At 45.1% G+C, this 18635-nt stretch carries 27 protein-coding genes; 1 reads left to right on the top strand and 26 read right to left on the bottom strand.

The features are described from left to right. Positions 1 to 79: 79 nt before the first annotated feature. Positions 80 to 877, top strand: a complete 798-nt coding sequence (locus ACKKE8_RS18540) for a hypothetical protein (protein ID WP_409174348.1) — start codon at positions 80 to 82, stop codon at positions 875 to 877. 270 nt (positions 878 to 1147) lie between these two features. Here ACKKE8_RS18540 and ACKKE8_RS18545 read toward each other — a convergent pair whose 3' ends face one another. From ACKKE8_RS18545 to ACKKE8_RS18670, 26 genes are all read right to left on the bottom strand, one after another. Further along, entirely contained in the window at positions 1148 to 1273 is a 126-nt protein-coding gene (locus tag ACKKE8_RS18545) for a hypothetical protein (protein WP_409174349.1), read from the bottom strand. Positions 1274 to 1278: 5 nt separating this feature from the next. Next, positions 1279 to 2085, bottom strand: coding sequence for an N-acetylmuramoyl-L-alanine amidase (locus ACKKE8_RS18550; protein WP_409174350.1), 807 nt, complete (start codon positions 2083 to 2085; stop codon positions 1279 to 1281). 2 nt (positions 2086 to 2087) lie between these two features. Next, entirely contained in the window at positions 2088 to 2546 is a 459-nt protein-coding gene (locus ACKKE8_RS18555) for a holin family protein (protein WP_409179157.1), read from the bottom strand. Positions 2547 to 2666: 120 nt separating this feature from the next. After that, entirely contained in the window at positions 2667 to 2816 is a 150-nt protein-coding gene (locus tag ACKKE8_RS18560) for a hypothetical protein (RefSeq protein ID WP_409174351.1), read from the bottom strand. Further along, positions 2813 to 3046, bottom strand: a complete 234-nt coding sequence (locus ACKKE8_RS18565) for a hypothetical protein (protein WP_409174352.1) — start codon at positions 3044 to 3046, stop codon at positions 2813 to 2815. The genes ACKKE8_RS18560 and ACKKE8_RS18565 overlap by 4 nt, the downstream gene beginning before the upstream one ends. A gap of 12 nt (positions 3047 to 3058) precedes the next feature. Further along, a complete protein-coding gene (locus ACKKE8_RS18570; protein ID WP_409174353.1) occupies positions 3059 to 3661 on the bottom strand; it encodes a hypothetical protein in 603 nt (200 codons plus the stop codon). Between the two features lie 14 nt (positions 3662 to 3675). After that, positions 3676 to 4797 (bottom strand): hypothetical protein, encoded by a 1122-nt coding sequence (locus ACKKE8_RS18575; protein WP_409174354.1) that lies wholly within the window; start codon positions 4795 to 4797, stop codon positions 3676 to 3678. A gap of 2 nt (positions 4798 to 4799) precedes the next feature. Then, complete coding sequence (locus tag ACKKE8_RS18580; protein WP_409174355.1) at positions 4800 to 6872, bottom strand: DUF4815 domain-containing protein; 2073 nt, start codon at positions 6870 to 6872, stop codon at positions 4800 to 4802. Between the two features lie 12 nt (positions 6873 to 6884). Then, positions 6885 to 7406: a hypothetical protein gene (locus ACKKE8_RS18585; protein ID WP_409174356.1), complete on the bottom strand. Its 522-nt coding sequence runs from the start codon at positions 7404 to 7406 to the stop codon at positions 6885 to 6887. 12 nt (positions 7407 to 7418) lie between these two features. Continuing rightward, the gene (locus ACKKE8_RS18590; protein ID WP_409174357.1) at positions 7419 to 8144 is read right to left on the bottom strand and encodes a hypothetical protein; all 726 of its coding nucleotides are present in this window, start codon (positions 8142 to 8144) and stop codon (positions 7419 to 7421) included. Next, a complete protein-coding gene (locus ACKKE8_RS18595) occupies positions 8141 to 8887 on the bottom strand; it encodes a baseplate J/gp47 family protein (protein WP_409174358.1) in 747 nt (248 codons plus the stop codon). Before ACKKE8_RS18595 ends, ACKKE8_RS18590 begins: the two co-directional genes overlap by 4 nt. Then, the gene (locus tag ACKKE8_RS18600) at positions 8880 to 9317 is read right to left on the bottom strand and encodes a DUF2634 domain-containing protein (protein WP_409174359.1); all 438 of its coding nucleotides are present in this window, start codon (positions 9315 to 9317) and stop codon (positions 8880 to 8882) included. Before ACKKE8_RS18600 ends, ACKKE8_RS18595 begins: the two co-directional genes overlap by 8 nt. Then, a complete protein-coding gene (locus ACKKE8_RS18605) occupies positions 9314 to 9745 on the bottom strand; it encodes a DUF2577 domain-containing protein (protein ID WP_015891799.1) in 432 nt (143 codons plus the stop codon). Before ACKKE8_RS18605 ends, ACKKE8_RS18600 begins: the two co-directional genes overlap by 4 nt. Beyond that, entirely contained in the window at positions 9742 to 10734 is a 993-nt protein-coding gene (locus tag ACKKE8_RS18610; protein ID WP_409174360.1) for a hypothetical protein, read from the bottom strand. The genes ACKKE8_RS18605 and ACKKE8_RS18610 overlap by 4 nt, the downstream gene beginning before the upstream one ends. Positions 10735 to 10761: 27 nt before the next feature. Continuing rightward, positions 10762 to 11322: a hypothetical protein gene (locus ACKKE8_RS18615; protein ID WP_409174361.1), complete on the bottom strand. Its 561-nt coding sequence runs from the start codon at positions 11320 to 11322 to the stop codon at positions 10762 to 10764. Between the two features lie 277 nt (positions 11323 to 11599). Continuing rightward, positions 11600 to 11692, bottom strand: a complete 93-nt coding sequence (locus tag ACKKE8_RS18620; RefSeq protein ID WP_221629570.1) for a putative holin-like toxin — start codon at positions 11690 to 11692, stop codon at positions 11600 to 11602. Positions 11693 to 11803: 111 nt separating this feature from the next. Continuing rightward, entirely contained in the window at positions 11804 to 14143 is a 2340-nt protein-coding gene (locus tag ACKKE8_RS18625; protein ID WP_409174362.1) for a phage tail tape measure protein, read from the bottom strand. A 203-nt stretch (positions 14144 to 14346) separates the two neighbouring features. Continuing rightward, positions 14347 to 14778, bottom strand: a complete 432-nt coding sequence (locus ACKKE8_RS18630; protein ID WP_409174363.1) for a phage tail assembly chaperone — start codon at positions 14776 to 14778, stop codon at positions 14347 to 14349. A gap of 33 nt (positions 14779 to 14811) precedes the next feature. Continuing rightward, the gene (locus ACKKE8_RS18635; protein WP_409174364.1) at positions 14812 to 15213 is read right to left on the bottom strand and encodes a phage tail tube protein; all 402 of its coding nucleotides are present in this window, start codon (positions 15211 to 15213) and stop codon (positions 14812 to 14814) included. A gap of 11 nt (positions 15214 to 15224) precedes the next feature. Continuing rightward, positions 15225 to 16640: a phage tail sheath N-terminal beta-sandwich domain-containing protein gene (locus ACKKE8_RS18640; protein ID WP_409174365.1), complete on the bottom strand. Its 1416-nt coding sequence runs from the start codon at positions 16638 to 16640 to the stop codon at positions 15225 to 15227. Further along, complete coding sequence (locus tag ACKKE8_RS18645; protein WP_048033498.1) at positions 16641 to 16826, bottom strand: hypothetical protein; 186 nt, start codon at positions 16824 to 16826, stop codon at positions 16641 to 16643. It abuts the gene before it with no gap. Then, on the bottom strand, positions 16801 to 17283 hold the full coding sequence (locus tag ACKKE8_RS18650) for a hypothetical protein (RefSeq protein ID WP_409174366.1): 483 nt from the start codon (positions 17281 to 17283) through the stop codon (positions 16801 to 16803). The genes ACKKE8_RS18645 and ACKKE8_RS18650 overlap by 26 nt, the downstream gene beginning before the upstream one ends. Then, positions 17276 to 17770: an HK97 gp10 family phage protein gene (locus tag ACKKE8_RS18655; protein WP_409174367.1), complete on the bottom strand. Its 495-nt coding sequence runs from the start codon at positions 17768 to 17770 to the stop codon at positions 17276 to 17278. Before ACKKE8_RS18655 ends, ACKKE8_RS18650 begins: the two co-directional genes overlap by 8 nt. After that, the gene (locus tag ACKKE8_RS18660) at positions 17770 to 18156 is read right to left on the bottom strand and encodes a hypothetical protein (protein WP_409174368.1); all 387 of its coding nucleotides are present in this window, start codon (positions 18154 to 18156) and stop codon (positions 17770 to 17772) included. Before ACKKE8_RS18660 ends, ACKKE8_RS18655 begins: the two co-directional genes overlap by 1 nt. Beyond that, positions 18144 to 18461 (bottom strand): DNA-packaging protein, encoded by a 318-nt coding sequence (locus ACKKE8_RS18665; protein ID WP_409174369.1) that lies wholly within the window; start codon positions 18459 to 18461, stop codon positions 18144 to 18146. Before ACKKE8_RS18665 ends, ACKKE8_RS18660 begins: the two co-directional genes overlap by 13 nt. Continuing rightward, positions 18442 to 18615, bottom strand: coding sequence for a hypothetical protein (locus ACKKE8_RS18670; protein ID WP_409174370.1), 174 nt, complete (start codon positions 18613 to 18615; stop codon positions 18442 to 18444). The genes ACKKE8_RS18665 and ACKKE8_RS18670 overlap by 20 nt, the downstream gene beginning before the upstream one ends. Between the last annotated feature and the right edge of the window lie 20 nt (positions 18616 to 18635).

Here is an 18635-nt window from a genome sequence, read left to right on the forward strand (position 1 = left end):
TTTGGTTTAAAGATTTACCATTGGATAAAAATGGTATATATTCAATTTGTAGTAAAATTTCTGGATTGAGGTGCATTTTATGAAAAAGGTCTTAGCTATTGCCACAGTTTTGTCTATATTAACTGTCAACCCTGCATTCGCTTTTGACAAACAAAACACCAAAGAAAAAACGCAAGAAGAGAATATCACTCCATTATCAACTGTAGAACGTGTTTTAGCTTTGGAGAAATTGGATTTCGCTGAACATATAACTCAAGATCAAATTGATACTTTATCAGATGCTGCTATCTATGAATTAAGTAAAGAGGAGGGTGAGATTGTTAGTATTAAGGAGGTTTATAGAAACCTTGATGAAGAGGATACCGGCGAGTTTAAACCACGAACATTAGACAAAGAGGATTTTAAAATGAGTGTTGTAGCTAAAAGAATTAGTGAAAAGCGTGGCAAGGATAATTTTAAGTTTGTAGCTACTGGTGAGTGGCTGACAGACCCATTTTATGAATTTACTGATGCGATTGCACTCGCCTGGTCAGATGATTTCACGCTATATGAAGACGACTGCTATATCATGAGAACATATAGAATGGATCGTGATGACGTTTCACTAAACGATGTTGACCCTGAAAAAGGAATTGCCTATGATGTAGATATTGACTCAATGAAAAACGACTACGAAATTGTGCTGACCGCAAAAGTTTATAAAAATGATGATGAAGGCTCAGCAAATGTTGTTGGAGAATATGGACATGTACAAATTCATGCGAGTGGTATTGAAATTGGCTTCTCCGGCAGTACAAATCCTTCAGTTAACATGAACGTATCCTATGCTGCCGATATTGAAATGGCTTCTCCAGATTACGATAGTTTCGACTACTAAAATTAGGATGATCTTCTATGCTTAAAAAAATTTTGTACGGTCTTCTTGTCTACGTCATTGGTCACATTGTGGTAGTTGCTTCTGTTTCAATTTATAACAATGACTCTGATCAAGACTCCTTTTTAAGAGCTATAGTTGCTTCAATTCTTTACTTAGCAGCTATAATTTGTGTTACGAATAATCGTAATACGTAAAAAAAGCCCTCCCCGGATTACAGATTGATATACTCCGTAGGAGGGCTTTCGCTTTTAAAATGCGGCTAGAAGTATTTCAAAGGCCTGCTGGATCGCCTTGACTTTCCCCATCTGTCAGTAACCCGTACCCTGCTCCTACAATTGCAAGAGCTCCCCCTACGATCATCAAAACTCCCTGTTTCTTCTTGTATGTTTTATCCATGAAACTCATCCTCTCAATATTACTGTATTTGTACTGCCATCCCACTCAATCTGTAGACAAAGTGCAGCAGCCAGCTCACGAGCAGGAGCATATGCCGATCCCGAAATGAGCTTTTCGTTTAGGTCTTTGCCGTTAACACGAACATCCTTCGTCTGTTCAATCCACTCCACTTTTCCACCAGCAGCATTGGCAACAGCTCTGACAGGTAGCATGGACACACCATCCTTTAGGAAACCCGTCACTGATAACAGCGAACCATTTAGGCTAATAGCAACCGGAACTTGCTGCGGTTTGTCTATTTTACCCACAGGCTTTTGTAAAAACTGTGAATAATCCAACCGAAACTTGCCCATCGGAAATGCAGGACAGTTTTTCCACGCGTAGCCGGGGTACTCTTGGTGACCAAACACCTGCTTCATGGTTGGGATTTGTTCCTGTAAGTGCTTGATAAGTCGGTTTGCAGCGTCTAGCTGGGCTGCTGTTGGTTGCTGTATCCGGAAATCACCTACAAGACAAATGCCTAGCGCATGACGGTTGCTATTGCCAACATGGTAGGAGATTACCTCTGGTTCATTGCACCAGTAAATAACACCGTCTTTTTGGATCACAAAATGATAGGCAATGCCGGGCCAGCCGTTTGTGCTGACGTGATAGCGTGCGAATGCCTCCTGTGATCCGCTCAATGTAGCCGAATGATGGATGGCTGCCGATCGGATGTCAGTCAGCTTACGCCGTCCATACTTTAGTGTTTTGTGGCGTGGTAAAGAGGCGCGAACGTCAATCACACGCGCACCTTGAATAGTAATGTTCATTCCTATTTTGTCTCCTTTCGTGCAGCTCGCTCAGCCTTAGCCTTAATCTCAGAACTGACCAAGTTAACTATCGACTTTGGCACTGGCCAACCAGCTCGATGGGCATTTGCTGTGAGGCTGTTCCATGTGTGATAGAGTAGACCGAATGTGACTCCATAAAACAGAAATCCGGGCGTGCCCATAACCCGATCCAACATGTTAGCAACAGCCGGCAATGCTAAAAGAAAAAGCGACCTTGGGATTCGGGACAAACCATATTCAGACGAGTAGGACTGGTCTTTTTTCGCTGCGGAAATGCCTGTGATCCAATCCAGGACAATCATGAAAAAGAGCACAATCAGGATGTCTTGTCGGTTCGTACCGTATAGATAGTGAAAGGCGGGCGCCATGACGGCACCTGCTGTTGTCGCCCAAGCGTTTGCTGGGGTTGCTACGTTTTCTAGGCTCTGAAGAAACTTCATCAACTCATCTTCCTCCTCACCCCCTCGGGGCAATAAAAATAGCACCCAAACACTGGGTGCCTTCTTCCTATTCCACTTTTCTGCTATATCATTATCTTCCCGTCGAAATGGTTGTACCGATTATGCTTCTTTGCTACCTTCCTCAGCCCCTAAAATCGCATCCCGTTCCTCTCGTGTGAGGATGCCTTTTTGATAGGCCACTTCTATATCCGAAGCAGGCCGAAGCTTCCGGTCAAAAAGGTATTTCCATATATAGTGATTGAAATTCATGCTTGAGCACCCCCTATTTGCATATTTGATATGGCAAGTGCCAACCGATCGGTCAGTGCTTGTTGTTCAGCAAGCCTCAATTGTGTATCTGTTAGAGCCAGCAATAGTAGTTCTTCCTGAGTAAGAATTGGTGGCGTGTTGGCATTTTGGTCCAGCTCGTCAATCTCTTCTTTTGTCATGTCTAATTCTACTGTTTCACCAGTATCGCAGTCGAATGTGACCTTTTTCATACAGACATCCTCCTACTTAATACCATATAGTACAACTCGCGAATCCGCAGTAAATCCACCACTTGTAGAAAACGTAATGGACGTGACAGCATCAGTCTTATCGAAAGTTCCTCCAGTAAAGGATGAACTTCCGGCTACAGCCTTTTGACGTTTCGAAATCTGAGACACTTGAACACTCTTTGCTATGTTTTTATTTGCGTAATCAAATACGAGTAATTCTCCTGTCGAGTAAAATCCAACATCTGCATTGGCAGCTGGGATTCTTGCAAAGGCAAACGAATTTTGAGCGTTCGTCGTGTTATATGCCCAATAATCACGTGATGTAACTCCATTAAATTGGATAAGAAAATACGAATCAACTTCGTTGGCCACACTCCGCGAAACGAAATAAGCCTTCAAATGACGGTAAGTTTGTGGGATGTTCGCAATAGTCATTTGACCCGACATTTGGACATCAACGATTTTTACTATGTCGGCCGATCCTTCTATAAGTGAAATAATATTATAAAAAGCTGAATCTATCGCATCAAAGTTACTATTAATTTTAGCGGCTCCCGATGACAAACTATCAGGGTGGTTCGGGTCCGTCGATATACGAGCCGTTGTTACTGACATCTGAATCACCTTCCTTATGAGGTATGCACCATCAGAGCCCGCGACTTCGGTGTTAGGGTTGCTACCGTTGTGCTTTGTTTAATCCTGATACGTAGCTTTGTAGAAGTAGCTACCGTCCGCTCAAACTTCAATCGGGTAAACTCTTCATCAATTGGCGTTTGTTCGGTCGCCGATCCCATAGTTGCCCACGATTTACCACCATCGATGGAATATTCAACAGTTTGTGATGTACCACTTGGTGTGCTCAACTCTACATATACAGTGACTTTCGTAAACGGCGCTGTTGCTGAAATTTCCCGACTCAGATAGATACCATTCTTTTTATACGCCATCGGGATAAGACTCACACTTGACTGGACGACTGGTGACGACCCAGTTGTCTTAAATAGAGCCCGGACATGCACTTTGTTTGTCGGCTGTGTTAACCATGTCACATCCAGATCATCTAATGCATACCAATTTCGCTCATCTATGGAATACTGCCATAACAAAGCAGCATTTCGAGGTATAAGTTGGCTTGCAGAAAGGACAAGTTGAGTGACTTGATTTGCAGAAACAGGATTGAATTGGAGTTTTGCGTCATTCGTAAATTTGGCTCCGTAAAGCTTAAACTTCAAGTCGGAGTCCTGGTGTGCCGTCCATGCCGAACCGTTGGAACTCGAAAACAGGACACCAACATCGTAAGGCTGGCGTGAAACGATTTTCTTAGACATAAGGTCTTTCTCACTCATTCGGGCTACATACGCTCTATACTGGCTTGAAGGAGTTAAAAGTACGATTGAATACTCTGTGTTGGCTTGTATCAGCACGGGTTCCGGGAATCTTACCCTTGTTGCTTTGCTTCCGTCGTTTGAAATATTCACTTGGGCCGGGTTGATTGCCACAGAGGATAAGATTGTCATGGACGGATAGCCGTTTACTACTGTACGGAGCTGTACCGTTAAGTCCGCTACCGGGTCTTTTGTTCCGAAGTAAAGCTCAACGGAAGTGACAAACCGTTCTTCCGTGAGCATAAAAGTTTGGGCAAGTGGGTCAGTTAGCCTCCAAGATGGAATCTGCCAGAACGTCTGCTCCACCACCTGCTTCCGACCAATCGCTGTATAAGACGCTTTTGCTTCATTTTGTTTCGTAGCCATCATTACACCTCATTCCAGAAATAGACCTCGCGGGTTCCTGTGCGGACACCAGCTGGAATTGTAAACTTGCAGGTAAAACGTCCTTGGGCGTTTGCCTTGATTGTGTTTGGTTGTGTACCTGAAGAGGATCCGTTCAAGGGTGTAAGATCAACGGGCAGTCCGTCAAATGTAGCCTTGATATTATCACTGTTCGGTTCAAAGCCTTCACCGACTACTGTTACCTCCCGTTGCCGTATAAATGGAACTTGTTCATCCAATATGACCTTTGTTTCTGTCCGGATTGTTCCCGTTGACCTCCAATCCGACCACCATCCCCAAACGGATTGTGTAACTGTAGACGTCTCCACCCAGGTATCATGAGAAGGGGTCAAACGAATTGTGGCAAGATTCCCGAATACTTGGTATGGATTCACGTTCATGGTCTCGGTTGCAAAAGGCTGATCGATCAGCACCTCTTCGGTGTAAGGCAACGTAATCAAACGCTCATGAAACCGAACAGTAGAAGCAGCTTGATTCACTTGCATATCAATAAAACTATTCTCAACTGGCAATTGCACCGTCTTCTCACGAGGGTTAATCATTGCATTAAAGTCAGGATGGGTAACGTCGGAGCGTTCAAAATTGGTGAAGTTGTCTGTGAAAACACCTTTTTTCACTAGTGACGGATCAGAGTTTTGCGCCTGCCGGTCGAGGTCTGCCACCGCTTGGTTGTACTCTGCTCGTTCCAAACGATCCAGGAGAGAACGCAGCTCGAGCATCGTCAAACGTTTTGGCTTGCGATTGGTTACGACCACAGCATCACTGTTCGGTGGGAGATACAATTCTCCCAATTCCAATACATCCGGTGGAGATGATGGCGGGTAAGGATTCATGTCCGATTGACCGTGGATGATATGGACTTCACCTTGATAAGTGAGATAGTAGACATCTTTCCGTCCTAGATAAAACTCATAGGTCGTCTGGAAAGTTGAATTCGGCACGGGCTTATCACCACTTAGCCACTTTACTCCGTTGTTTTCCAATATCAGGTCTGTGCCAATTACCATTAGTTTTGTATAGCGGTACGTGACTGTATACGACACCCCGCCGGCAGGTTCTGCACCCGCCAATGACCAATCTACGGCATCGCCTGAGAGTTGGAAGTCTGTACCTTTGATATAAGTTGTGCCACCAGCCTGAATTGAAACAATATCGACAACAGGCGTCTTTGGTAAAAGGTCTGAGGTTCCTGCCACATTTCCACGGGTAATTGTCTCTGTCTTCTCAACTGTCGCTGTTACTGTCTGTAAAGCTTTTACAGGCTTTGAATTTAGAGGGTAAAAGAATATATTAGACAGATATGTCTTCGTTTCGTTAACTACCACACGGCTATCTAATGCCTTAGGTATGGAAATTCGTAAGGGAACTAACTTATCAATTTGGTACCCGAGAACATAGGCTCTGCCGGCGTCGATTACGAGTGTTATGTTTGCAGCATCCCTCGGCTCGATATAACCATCCATGCCTGAGACAAGAAATGAACCATTCGTATCATACGAACGTCTTGCGAGAATGGGCGTGAAACCTTCTAATTCTGGTGGTAGCTTGGATGTAATCAACTCGCCGTTTACCAGCCGATACATATGAGTCGCTTCAGGATCATCAACTAGCCATATGGCATTCAAAACTGTTCGCTGAGCGCCAGGCATGCCAAAATTAGAAAACCCAACCGCTGGATCATACAGGGTTGGGTCGTCTTCGTATGTAATTGTTTGTGGATTGACCCGCAACCCAATACTTTCCTCTCCCGTTCCCCTTATCGTCAGTGTTGTTTCTGGTACATCGTGGATGATTCCTCCTAGATATACCCGTGCTGCTGATATGATGACGATTGTCTTTTCCTTGTTAATCAATAACTGCCCGCCCTCTAAAATGTGTCCTGATCCGAAAATAACGTCCCCTATTTGTTTATCGCGATAGAGAGACATCGCCTGTATTTCGTTTAGCTCAGCCGTTTGAACACGGCGGCCGCCGACGAAATCAACAGATTTCCATCTACTCGTAGGATCAAATCGGTTGTATACTTCCTTTCCCATCGTTACCCTCCTTTACAGTTCCAAAATATACTCAATGCTCTCACGATGTGTGGCTTCCCTTTGCAGAGGCGACTGATTTGTCACAGCTAACAGGAAACCCATATCCTTTACTTCATCCGGTTTGACTACCTGTTTATTAATTGGTAATTCATCTGCCAATATCGTACCCGCATATACACCAGTTTGTCGGTACGTGCAAATGGGAAACTCATCGTATCTTAGCCAAGCTTGTACATATACCCATCTGCAATCGGCTACCCGCGCTTCGTCCTCATCAATGATACGCCACTTATGACCTTGCTGTTCGATCGTTCCATTTGTATCATCTGGCGTTACAAACCTTACTTGGTCAGCTCGCTTCAACGCCACAATCTCTGTAATCGTCTGCCCATAAGAGACATCTGGAACCTTTTCAGGGTTTTCGGTATTCCACGGAGACGTTTTCCCAACGGCAATAAAAACATTCCTGTCCTTGGCCAGATGAAATGTCTGATACGTTTTCATCCCTTTTACATCGCTTGTTTTTGAAGGCAATTCCTACACCCCCTATATTGTTTTTGTAACCTTTGATTGCTGAACATAAAATACTTCGTCAGCAAATGTTAAATCATCCGAAAAAAATACGTTTGGAGACCACCAACTCTTGTGTTCATGTTTTATGTTTTGCAATGAATGCTGTGTTACCGAAAGAGTTGTATCCTTTTCCATTCCGCTCAGTTCATCGTCCCAATGGTCAACCGTAAGTATGGCTCCATACCTGTCCACACTAACAGCTGCTGATCCTCGTTCATACTCGATCTTGTAAGATAAAGCAATTGAAAACAAGTATCGAAAGCCAGCAAGTCCCATTAACCTGACGATACCCTGTGCGATTCCAAGCGTTTCCGGCGTTGTATAGATGACGGAGGTTAATGGCGCGTATTCCCAGCCGTCAGCCATGCATCCAGATTCGGAAGCAATTAGCCCGTCTTCTGGCATCAGTCGATATGATTCTTGCAGCCCAAATCCTTGTGTAAGAATAGATTCAACCGTCAACCTGCCATTAGCTGCTCTCAGCTTTGCAAGTAGGTCCTCATCATCGGCAGCGTCTAGTTCACTCCTCCAAAGGTCTAATGATTCCTTGTGCATGAGATGAAGAAAAAACGCTTTCCACATGTCGCTATCTACTGGCAAATAACCGGAAGCCGCACTCATAATCGCACGCATATGCCGGCTTTTTTTATAGTCACTAGATAGCTCCGCCATCAGTGCATTAACCTGATCTTCGTTCATGTGATCGTCACCACCGGATCGATTTGTGCATCTGGCCTTAGTGTAATACTGGATGTCGGCAAAAGGATTTCAGCATCTGTTGCCCCAGCTCCGACCAGCGCCGCAAAGATCTGTGCAAGAAATAAGGTACCTCCAACCCCAATCAAACTGGTATAAGCAAGTATTGCTTGACGTGCTTTTTCTTTGTCTAATCCCCTAACAGCAACCTCAATTTTCACTACTTGTTTACTAACAAGTCGAACAATTACATCCAGACCTGGCGGCTTGCGGCGGTCAATTATCTCTTGAACCTTCTCGAGTAAATCAGGGATTGTGCCACCAACAACTACGTCTACGGTGCCGATCCCTCTTATCAAGTTTAGTGCTGACGCATAGTTTACCCCTGGTATTGATCTAGCCCAGCGCTCATAGTCGGGTAACGCTCCACCGCGCTCAGGATTCCGTTTATGGCGTAATATACGATTGCGCAAATCCTCTGTTGGCTCGTCTTTATCCAGAGGCAATCCATAATCGATTGCCATCAGTTCAAGATATTTTCTCGTTGCAGTTACAGCAAAAGCTTGTTCAATGATCATGCCGCGTTCTTTATGATGTCTGAATAAGGCTAGTGCAATTGGCGCAAGTGCATCGTAAATAATTGAACCTTCACTTCTGTCCAGATCTTCTGGGACGGTAAGGAGCATTTCATATAAAATTTGCTGGAAGGTTGAGCTTTCCAGAAAGCTAAGATCAGTTTCAGACATTGATACTCATCTCCAAAACCCCTTCCTCAGTAATCATCAAAAAGGATATTTTCATGGTGTTACTTACCCACTCAAAAGAGAAACTCTCGCAACGTTCTATCCCATGCAAATATTCTAAAGCCTCGCGGACTAATCGCTTAGCCTCTGCCTGCTTCCACGCTCTCGTTCCATCACTCCTAATCACTTCTTTCAGTTCATTCCCATAATCTGAGGAATAAATAGAATACATATAGCGATCGGTACGTAATGCTTTTGTGGCTTTTTGGAGCAATGCTTCTTCTCCATCAATCATTACAGACTTTCCGTCCGGTCTCACCACAAACTGTCCTGATTCAAAATCGAACTTATACGTTCTGAGAACATTTTTAATGGGGCGTTGTTCCTTTGCTGGGCTTTCGTCAGTCACTGGGAAAACCGGAAAAATACTCATGGGCGTTTCACCCTATCTAGGATGTAATAGGCAGAGTCCACAGATAACACGTGTACTTTATCGTTTAACTTCAGCACGTCCTCAAATTGCAGTAACAAATAGTTATGTTTGAACGAAGTAAACGGCGCAGCCAAGTCATCCGTGTCTAAAAAATCTTCCTTTTTCATGTCACCCAGATCACGCTCTGCTTTTTCTTGATGGGTAATCGTGACAATTCGTGTATGCCTCGTCAAATGTTCTAAGACAGTAATAAACTCTTTCCCAATTGGTTCTGTCATACCATCTATCAAGATTTTTAAATCTGGTGGAGGCTTAATGACAGTTGCCAACTCTATTCGTACATCCTTTGGGGGGGGATTTGCCCCGCCAGCTCCTTGTGTTTGATTGGCACCTGAAAGAACTTGGGCAAGCTTTTGAAAACCATTCACCTTCCATTCACCTCCATCTGCAAATCGAGTTTCATTTCATGGTAGCCAGGTCGTATCGTATGGCTGTCACCGAAAACAGTAAACACCCCTTGCAATTTCGTGATTTCCTCGAAGACTTCAATTTTCGTCCCAGCAATGACGTCATCAATTCCCAAGGAAGTAACGGAAGCCTGCTCCTTGACCCGGCTTAGATTCTGCAATTCTTGCTTAGCCACTTCAATTTTGTTTCCCCGGTCTTCATCTTGTATTTCTATAACCTTAACAAGATGTCCGTACCGTTTAGCGTTGGTAGAATCAACTTCATCATGTAAAACAGAAATGTATTCACTGTCGCTCCCGACCACTCTTACAACTGTTCTCATGTCTGCAATTGATCGTTTACGTTCAGCGTTTAATAAATTGCTTCCTTGCTGGACTTTCCACTGAATCGTTTGCCCTCGCTGTGTTCCGACATAAATCTTCCCTTGGTCAATCCAGCACCAATACCGAACACCAGTAGAGCGAAATACTTGATTGAGGACGTCTCCAACTGCATCCCAAACACTCTTTCCGCGAATGACTTGTTTTTCCACGGCAGGCATTGCTCCTATGCCCCCAACGGGAATGCCATGCTGCGCGAAAATACGCTTTAGAAGCTGATCGGCAGCTTCACCTGTTGAAACCACAGCTACATCGTTATTGAGTAAATAAAAGCCGAAATCATATGCTACTGCGTTGATATCTCCTTTTGCTCTCCTTCCTAAGTCAGCAATCATTCCTGTGAAAAGTGAGCGAGGAGAGCCAGACATGAAAGAAATCAACTCTATCAGGTCGCCTTCTTCTACATTCACATCAGGCCAAAAGCGATCCCGTCCATTGTTGGTTTTAACAGCCAGAGTACGCTTTGCTTCCTGACGACTTCCGGACCATGTTGCTTCTGAGAAGGGAAGGTGAAGCGCTTGCTTACCCGGCTTTTGAAATCGAACTTCGTAATGATATTTTGGCAGCATCAGTCTCCTACCTTTCCGCCCAAGAATTCATCGTGAATGATACTTATCAACCAATGATTTTTTTTCTTCTTTTTTCTTGGTGGCTGACACCTTCGCTTTTCGTGTATCCGGTCGTTTCCCTTTACCCGTTGTTTGGAAAGGAATACTCACCTCAGTACTCTCCATGGTCACGAACCGATACTCTTTCAATGCTAACTTGAAATCTATGTCAAACCCGTCCCATTCGTAGCTAAAATCCCGTATGGTCACTGGAACATTGATAATATCTTGTTCACTTTCAGTTACTGTAAAGCGAATCGGATAACCCGAATTTTTCCACCGTTTCAAAGTCTCCACAAATTCTTCTGGAGACGGAAAACCATCGTATTCACACAACCCCGGATCATATGTCTCAGGCCAAAACGTAGAAAAAGAATACTCTTCCAAGGTAGATTCTCCGATGATAGTCGCTTCCCCAATGGCAACCAGTTCAATATCGATATAGCTATGCCCGATTTTTACTGCTATTTTGGGTGGAATGACAGGAAGACGAAGCTTTTCAACGTTATTGTTCCAGGTTAGCCAAAACTCAAGGTGCTTGTATTTCACTTGTTTCTATATCTCTCCTCTCAACATAAAAAGCACACTCGTTTGAGTGTGCTTCTACTTTATAAATCTCCTAGCTATTTAAGTGGAAACGCCTAATTTTGATTGACAATTGCTGTAATGGAAAAAATCCAGTAATATAAGTTATATAGCTGGATTACACTAAAAATGACCGCAGGTGTTCCAGCACCTACGGCCTATACAACAGACGTTCCCTACATGGGGGCGGCTCAAGGATTAACTAGAGATAGACCTCTCCGGATTTGGACCCAAGGGAGGTCTATTTCTTTTTGGGGAAAGACAGGATCGCTACCACGAGCATTGCGAATGAAATCATCAACGTCAATGCTTGGAACACTGTCACAGGCGTCACCTCCCCCCGTTTCCGACATGGGAGATGAGCCGACCACCCTTGAGGAGCCGATTCTGTTGTATATGGAAGATTATAACACGTGAAAGCTTCCGTATGAGAATATATTTCCTCTTATTCAAGCACGATAGAACCTGTACCGGCTAATACGTGTCCTATTTTTTCTGCAAGCAAATCGGCCATCTTCTCACATAAGCTCTCTAATTCTTCCTCAGAATTCTCTATTGTTGATTGCACAGTCAATTGAATAGTGGGACGGAAGTCAATATAAAAAGAAGTTGGCTGCTCACTTGGACATGTATACTGTGCCTGAGTTCCACTTGTTATAGAAGGTGTATAACTTGGAACCTGACTAAAAGTGCTATCCAGCGCTGCAGCTAATGAATCACCTGAGGCTTCAACACCGATTGCCATAGTTTCAGGAATAGCCATCCCACTATCTGTTAAGCGAGAAAAAGGGCCAAGCTCAGCATCCGAATGCGGTAGGAATTGATCAGCCCATTCTAATGCACTGGCAATAGCATTTGCTACTTCGTCTTTAACAGATAAGATCCCCTCAACGATTGTCAGTATGATTTTTTTGCCGCTATCAAACAAACCACTTATCCACCCATCAAACCAGCCGTCAATCGTAGTAAAGGCGTTGAAAAAAGTTTCCTTAATTGTCTCCCATGCCCCTGACCAGTCACCTGTGAGGAACTGGATAAAGGCAGTGAACAGCCCTTTCCAAAAATCAATGACCATTCCAAAGTACGCAGAGAGTCCTTCCCAGGCTGCCATCCCCACTGATTTTACCCATTCCCACCCTGCTACCAAATAGGCACTGACCATGTCCCAGTTTTCATAGAGCCACCAGCCAACGGCAATTAATGCTATCACTGCTGCTATGACTAGAAGAATAGGCAACAACGCACTTATTGATGCGATTCCAAACCCAGCCATTGCCCCAGTCATTGTTGCAAAACCAGCTGATACTGGCATCCATATGCCAGCTAGGAAGATCAATGGACCTACCAATAAAGCCAGTGCAGCTACCACCATCAAAAACGAAACAGCTACCTTCGTGATAAATGGATGCTCTTTTGTAAAAGTCCCAATTCCTTTAGCAATCTTCGCAAGAAGACCTACAATTGGTTTAGTCACTTCTAATACGGAGTCGCCTATCGGATCAATTGCCAACTTCATTTCATTTGCCATCGCTTGCCATTCATTCGAAACTTGGCCAACTATTGCTGTTGTTTTTCCTGCAAAATCTTCAAGTGGACCAGCATTAAGCATGGACATTAAAGCATCCCGTCCAACATCTTCATACTGAGTTCCAAAGACGTTTCCTAAGACGTCATCTTGTAGCTTCTGATCCTTGATAGAAGCAATCCCTGCTGTGATCGTCATGATCGCATTTTCTGCTTCTTTTCCACCGGCTTTGATCTGATCGAGCATTTTGAACAGTTTATCCTCACCGAAAATACCTTCAAGAGCGCCCAGGGCTTTCTCATCCAGCGCTTTGTTCAATCGAATACCGAACGACTCTTTGAACGCATCTCCCAGCTTGTCAAAATTAAATGCCTTTTCAGCTCCTGCAACGAACATCCCCATCATTTTTTCCGCACTAATACCTGCCTCCGCGAATTGTGGTGAGTATTCCCAGATTGTATCGAGCAAATCATCTGCCTTGTCACCCACTCGTTGGTAAGCTGCCGTTATCATGTCCAATCCTTTAATTGGGTCAGTAGCCCATTGCCCCTGCATCATATCCAACGCTTTTGCAATGCTTGCTTGATCGAGATTGCCGAAAGACGCCTTTTCAAGTGCGAGAGCACCTTCAGCCACTTTCCCGATCTGTTCGTCTGTACCTTCTAATAACTGACGTAACCGTCCATAAGCCTCTGCTGCTTCCATTGGCGTCTCTACCAAACCAGTCGCGAAAAGTCCTTTTGCAGACTCGGATATGCTTGTCATTTCGGCGTCAGTAGCGCCTACATTCGCCTGAAGAATACCAAGAGCCTGATCCATGTCGTGTGCGGCAATAGCAGCAGCCGACAATCCCGCTGTAATGACCGCACCCCCCGCTGTTGCCAGTCCGCCAATTTCCTCAAGATGTCCTGCAACGGCATCTACATGCTCAAGTGATGCTGCTGCTTCGTCACCAGCTTTTGCAGCTTTACGGAGGGCTCTTTCCAGCCTTGAAGCCCCTTTACTATCAACGATACTGGCTTCTTGATCGACATCAGAAAGTTCCCGGGACAGTCTTGTTGCTTGCTGGTAAGCGTCATCCAATGCACGTTCCATTTCCCTGATCGCGCCATCATCTATGTTTTCAACCGCTTCTTCCATATCGCTTGCCGCATCTTCCACATCATCGAAAGCATCGAGAGTTTTTCCGAGCATTCGCAGGAGGGAAGCGAGCTGACGACTCATCTTGTCTTGAAACGCAAGTGTTGTAGTCGCTGCCATCTGCTATCTCCTCCCTCTTATTCGGCGCCCTTTGCCCTTTATCATATCCATCTTCTTCGCTTGCTCCGCCTTACGCTCCATCTCCATCGCTGTAGAAACAAAGACAAACTGTTTTTCACGTTCTGGCAGACATAAAATCTCTGACGGCAGCTTGTTTTTTTCTTGCCAAATATAAGAAAAGAGAGCCAGCTCAGGACTCTCTTTTATGAGTTTTTTACCTCTTCCTCCGCCTCCTCGTCTTCAACGAAATCGCTAATTTTGGAGATGGCTTCATATAGTGCGTCAATATCATTCGGGCTGAATATGCAAGGGACTACATCAACAGCAGCAATCTTACCGTACTTCGCAAGCACTTGTTGGGAATCAATGCGAAAATCTGTACGGTCTGGATCGATACCTGCAATGATGATCTCCGCTTTTAAACGCAAGTCGTCAAACTCCACTTTCCGTTCTGCTTTACTCTTCTTACCGGAAACAGAGACTTTCAATGCTGCCTTCCGTGCTTTGAAATAAACTTCACCGGAAACTGATCGGATCGGCAGCTTAACGCCTTTCTTTTTCCAATCCCATACGTCCCTTACGACTTCTTCCGTATTCATGCTTAAAAAATCGTCCATCGTCAAAAACTGACTCATTTGATGTTCCTCCTTGGGATAGCCCTGGTATTTTTAAATAAACTCGTAGTCGTCAACTGTACCTTCGAGGGATGTATCTTCATCTAGTTCTCCGTGGCTCCATTTTGCTAATGATAGAGAGTCAGGGCAAAAACCAGTTACTGCGACTCGGTACTTCCCTGCTACTTTGTCATCGAGCTCCCCAATAAAATTCACTTTCTTTTCAGGGTTTGCTGCGATTTCCATGATGAGTTGCTGGATATCCGATGTACGTTCAAACGTAGCTGTCATGCTAACAGATGATGCCAGCACACGATGTCTTTTCCGAAGCTTCCCAGCCCTCTTACTTTCTCCCTTCTCAAATTCCTCAGTGAGCTCGAAGCCAATACACTCGGGAAGTTCCCTTCCATTCTGGTCGTAAAAATGCCCATGAGTACCGGAATACGTTTCTTTCATGCTGTATCACCTCACTTCGCTTTGTTGTAGATATAAATTTTTTCGAGCGCATCTTGATGGCGGAAGCCAGCAATGAAATGACCAGCATTACGAGCTGGTGTGTAAATCGGGTCCTCCCCGTGATATTCCGGGTCTTCGATAAACTCGTAATCATTGGCGATAACCTCTAGCATAGCAAGGGGTCTGAAAACTTCTTGCTTCATCATCTGGCAAAAGGCAGCGCGGCGGGCAGGGCTGTTGCTGTTTGGCTGCTGACGAATCCACTCCTTTCCTGCTTCCTCTTCTGCATGGAGAATGGTGTGGAAGGTGTCAGCCACCCGAATCTTGCCGTAGTCTTTTGACTGATCAGGCCCCGGAATAGTCAGGGTATTTACAGGCTCCTGGATGATAACCTGCCGGTTGTCCATGTTCAGCATGAGTACACCAGCTTGCACTATTTCAATTAAGTCAGTATCCGGGTCCCACTCATGTGTTAATGATTCGAATGGTGTAATGTACAATGCCATCGTGTAATTAAGCGGCAGGGAAGCCATCAGGGATGCAATGTAAATTGCCACTTTTGAACTCGCATAGGTGTTGCCTTTCCAACGAGCTCCACTTCCTACATTGACAACAGCCATGTGGTTCACATCGGTAGACGCCTTCATGATCGTTTGCTTGTTTTTATCCCTTGTTTCATCGCCGCCGAAAACGAACTTGATGTAATTCCCCACCATGTTTTGCTGTTTAGTCCAGTCTTCCGCTGCCGCATTTAGGGCAGGATCAGCAATTCCAAGAGTAAATACACCGTACTTGCCTTTCTGAGTAGCCAGCGCGCTTTGGTAAGCGGTGTATTTGGTCGCCTCTACGCTTGTTCCGCTGTTACCTCCAGTCAGGCTTACACCCGCCGTAGCATCAGGAAGTGTATCGGCTATCTTTCTCAAGACAACAAACTCGCTATCACTGAAAGCCTGAACCAGATCATCCACCGTTTTCGCTGCCCGACTGTCCACCAGCTCCGCTCCCCGATAGATCAGCAACTCTGTTTTAGTAGCATCCAACAAACTGGGCTGCACCACGACTTTCAAGTTATTACCTGCCTCGCCTTTGTATTTGGCTTCCACAAGTAGTACATCAGTTGCATTACTCTTCAAAGTAACACTTGCAACGGCCGCATTATCCCCTGCCACGCGGTACAGCAATACCTCCGTTGGATAAGGGTTAGCTGCCCAAATCAAATTAAACGCTTCTGCGACTCCGAAGATTTTCTCAGCGGAAGCCTTGGTTCGGACTGTTACAAATTCCCCGATTGGGCCCCAATCCGCGACGATTGGTAATGCAAGCTTTCCACGATTGCCGATTGTTGTTTGCTCTTTGATGAATGACTTCAAAAAGGAGTAGACACCGGATAAGACCTTGTTCTCTCCCAACTGATATTGTCCGGCCATTTACTTCACCGTCCTTTCCTTGAATTTCTTCACGAATTCCTCTGCCTGATCGACTGTCATCTCGTCTGGGGCATCAAAAAAGGTAGCAATTGCTTCGGTTCGGTTTAACCCGAACTTCTGCTCTGCTACCTGCAATATTTGCTCTTTTTTATAAGCTGGTTTATCCTGCTCCTGTTTGCGAGCCATAACGTTTGTCTCCTTTCCTCAGCGATTCATCGTAGCGTCTATGAATAACTTCTAACGGGTCGTAAACCACCGGAGTATAGGGGATATAAACGGTGTACTTCAATTCAAACGATCGGTCTAAGTTATCTGGCTTGCTCATGGTCAAACGACACTCTCGCAGATATCCCACTTGCTTCTTGTCCGAGCCGTAGAGTGGAAGAATCCAGCTCCGATCCGCAAGGTCTTGCCTGACACTTATAGAGAGAGCAAAAAGCTGTTCAGCATCCTTTGCCATCAGAACAAAGTTCATCGTCCCTTTTTCTCGGTAGGCATCAGAACGCCGCGGCTCCGGAATACGAAATGGCTCTTCTACAAACCACATCGGCCGTTTAAAGTCCTTGGGTACAGAAAGGTTCTCTGTTTGGATACCCGTCAGAGAAAATAGCCAGTGTCGTATAGACAGCACATCATCACCCATCGGGAAACAGCCTCCTTGCTAAATCATCTAGCTCTTCTTTAACCAATTCGTCCATGATTGACTCAACCTCTGCTGTCGATCTCGCAAGATAGTGAACACCGGGAACACGCTTCCCTTTCAAGATCATGCCGTCTGGATGATCAGGGACATAGACGAATTTTTCTCGATCCCAGTATCCCGGCACAAATTGCCCTTTCCTCTGAGTGAACCCTTCTTCCACGTAACGCGCATATGACAGGTTGGAGCCTACCGTGATTTCAGCTCGAAGCCCACTTAGGACCAAATCAAATACATTTTCCTTGTGACCAATAACTAGAGAGGCACGAAGAATCCCGTCCCGTACTGGAACCCTATCTTGAGCTCCCCGCAACACCTGCATACCTGCCATTCGGGCAACCCGATCCATAGAAACCTGTACTTCGCGTTTGTGATGCTTTTTCAAGCGTTTATACATACGCTCCAGGTCTCTCTTATCTACCTTTGCCATCAGATTTCCGGTTCCTCGCCCGTGACAGGATCGATCATTGTAATCACTACTTCGTAATGATGTAAGCTTTCAGCTCCATACACAGGATAAGGGAGACTGACTTCATACAGATTGCCTGCGAATTCAGGTTGTTCAATCTTGAGCCGCATGCCTGCCTTAAAATCTGCGTACAGGGTGTGCATGAGGAAATCCTGAGGCGTCGCCTGTCGCCCTGTAAGCTGCTGAATGCGACCAGGGGAACCGGACACCCTGCAAGGCACTTTTTGAACAACAGGAAGCCATTCTGAGCGGTCTTTTCCCCCAGTGAAAGGGTCAGGTTCCCCCCCGACATCCAGAAGGGTAAAAGAGTGGCACAGAAGCCTCTTGTATTCGGTTAGATCATCCACAGCTTCTGCCCCCTGTTCTTCCGATATTTGTTGAGGATACCTTCGACTTTTGGATCATTGCTCACATAGGAAAACGTCTCCTGATAATCCCCTTGCTTGGTGCTGCTCAATCGTCGATCTTGGGCCATGTCTTTGAGCACCATTGCAACGGCCAGTTTCAATTCAAGAGGGACAGGGTCAGGTAACGTCACCTGTCCCTCTACATAAACATTCGCCCGAAGAATGACTGGATCAAGTCGACTAGGCTCCCACGATGCAAATTCAGCATAAAAACCGATCAGCTCATTACTTGTCAGAATTGCCATCGGTATTCACCGGTGTCACTTCATCTGCAACAGGGTCATCTTCCAGCTTGTATCCCAATGGTTCGTACACTACTTCAAATGCTTTCCGCGTCACTTTAATTTTTTTCTTCTCCTTGCCACCAGTGATTGTCAGCATATCATTTGGTTTTTTCATGAACGATTGCTCCTTTCAAT

The sequence above is a fragment of the Brevibacillus fortis genome (assembly GCF_046196545.1).
GTDB classification, from domain to species: Bacteria; Bacillota; Bacilli; order Brevibacillales; family Brevibacillaceae; genus Brevibacillus; species Brevibacillus fortis_A.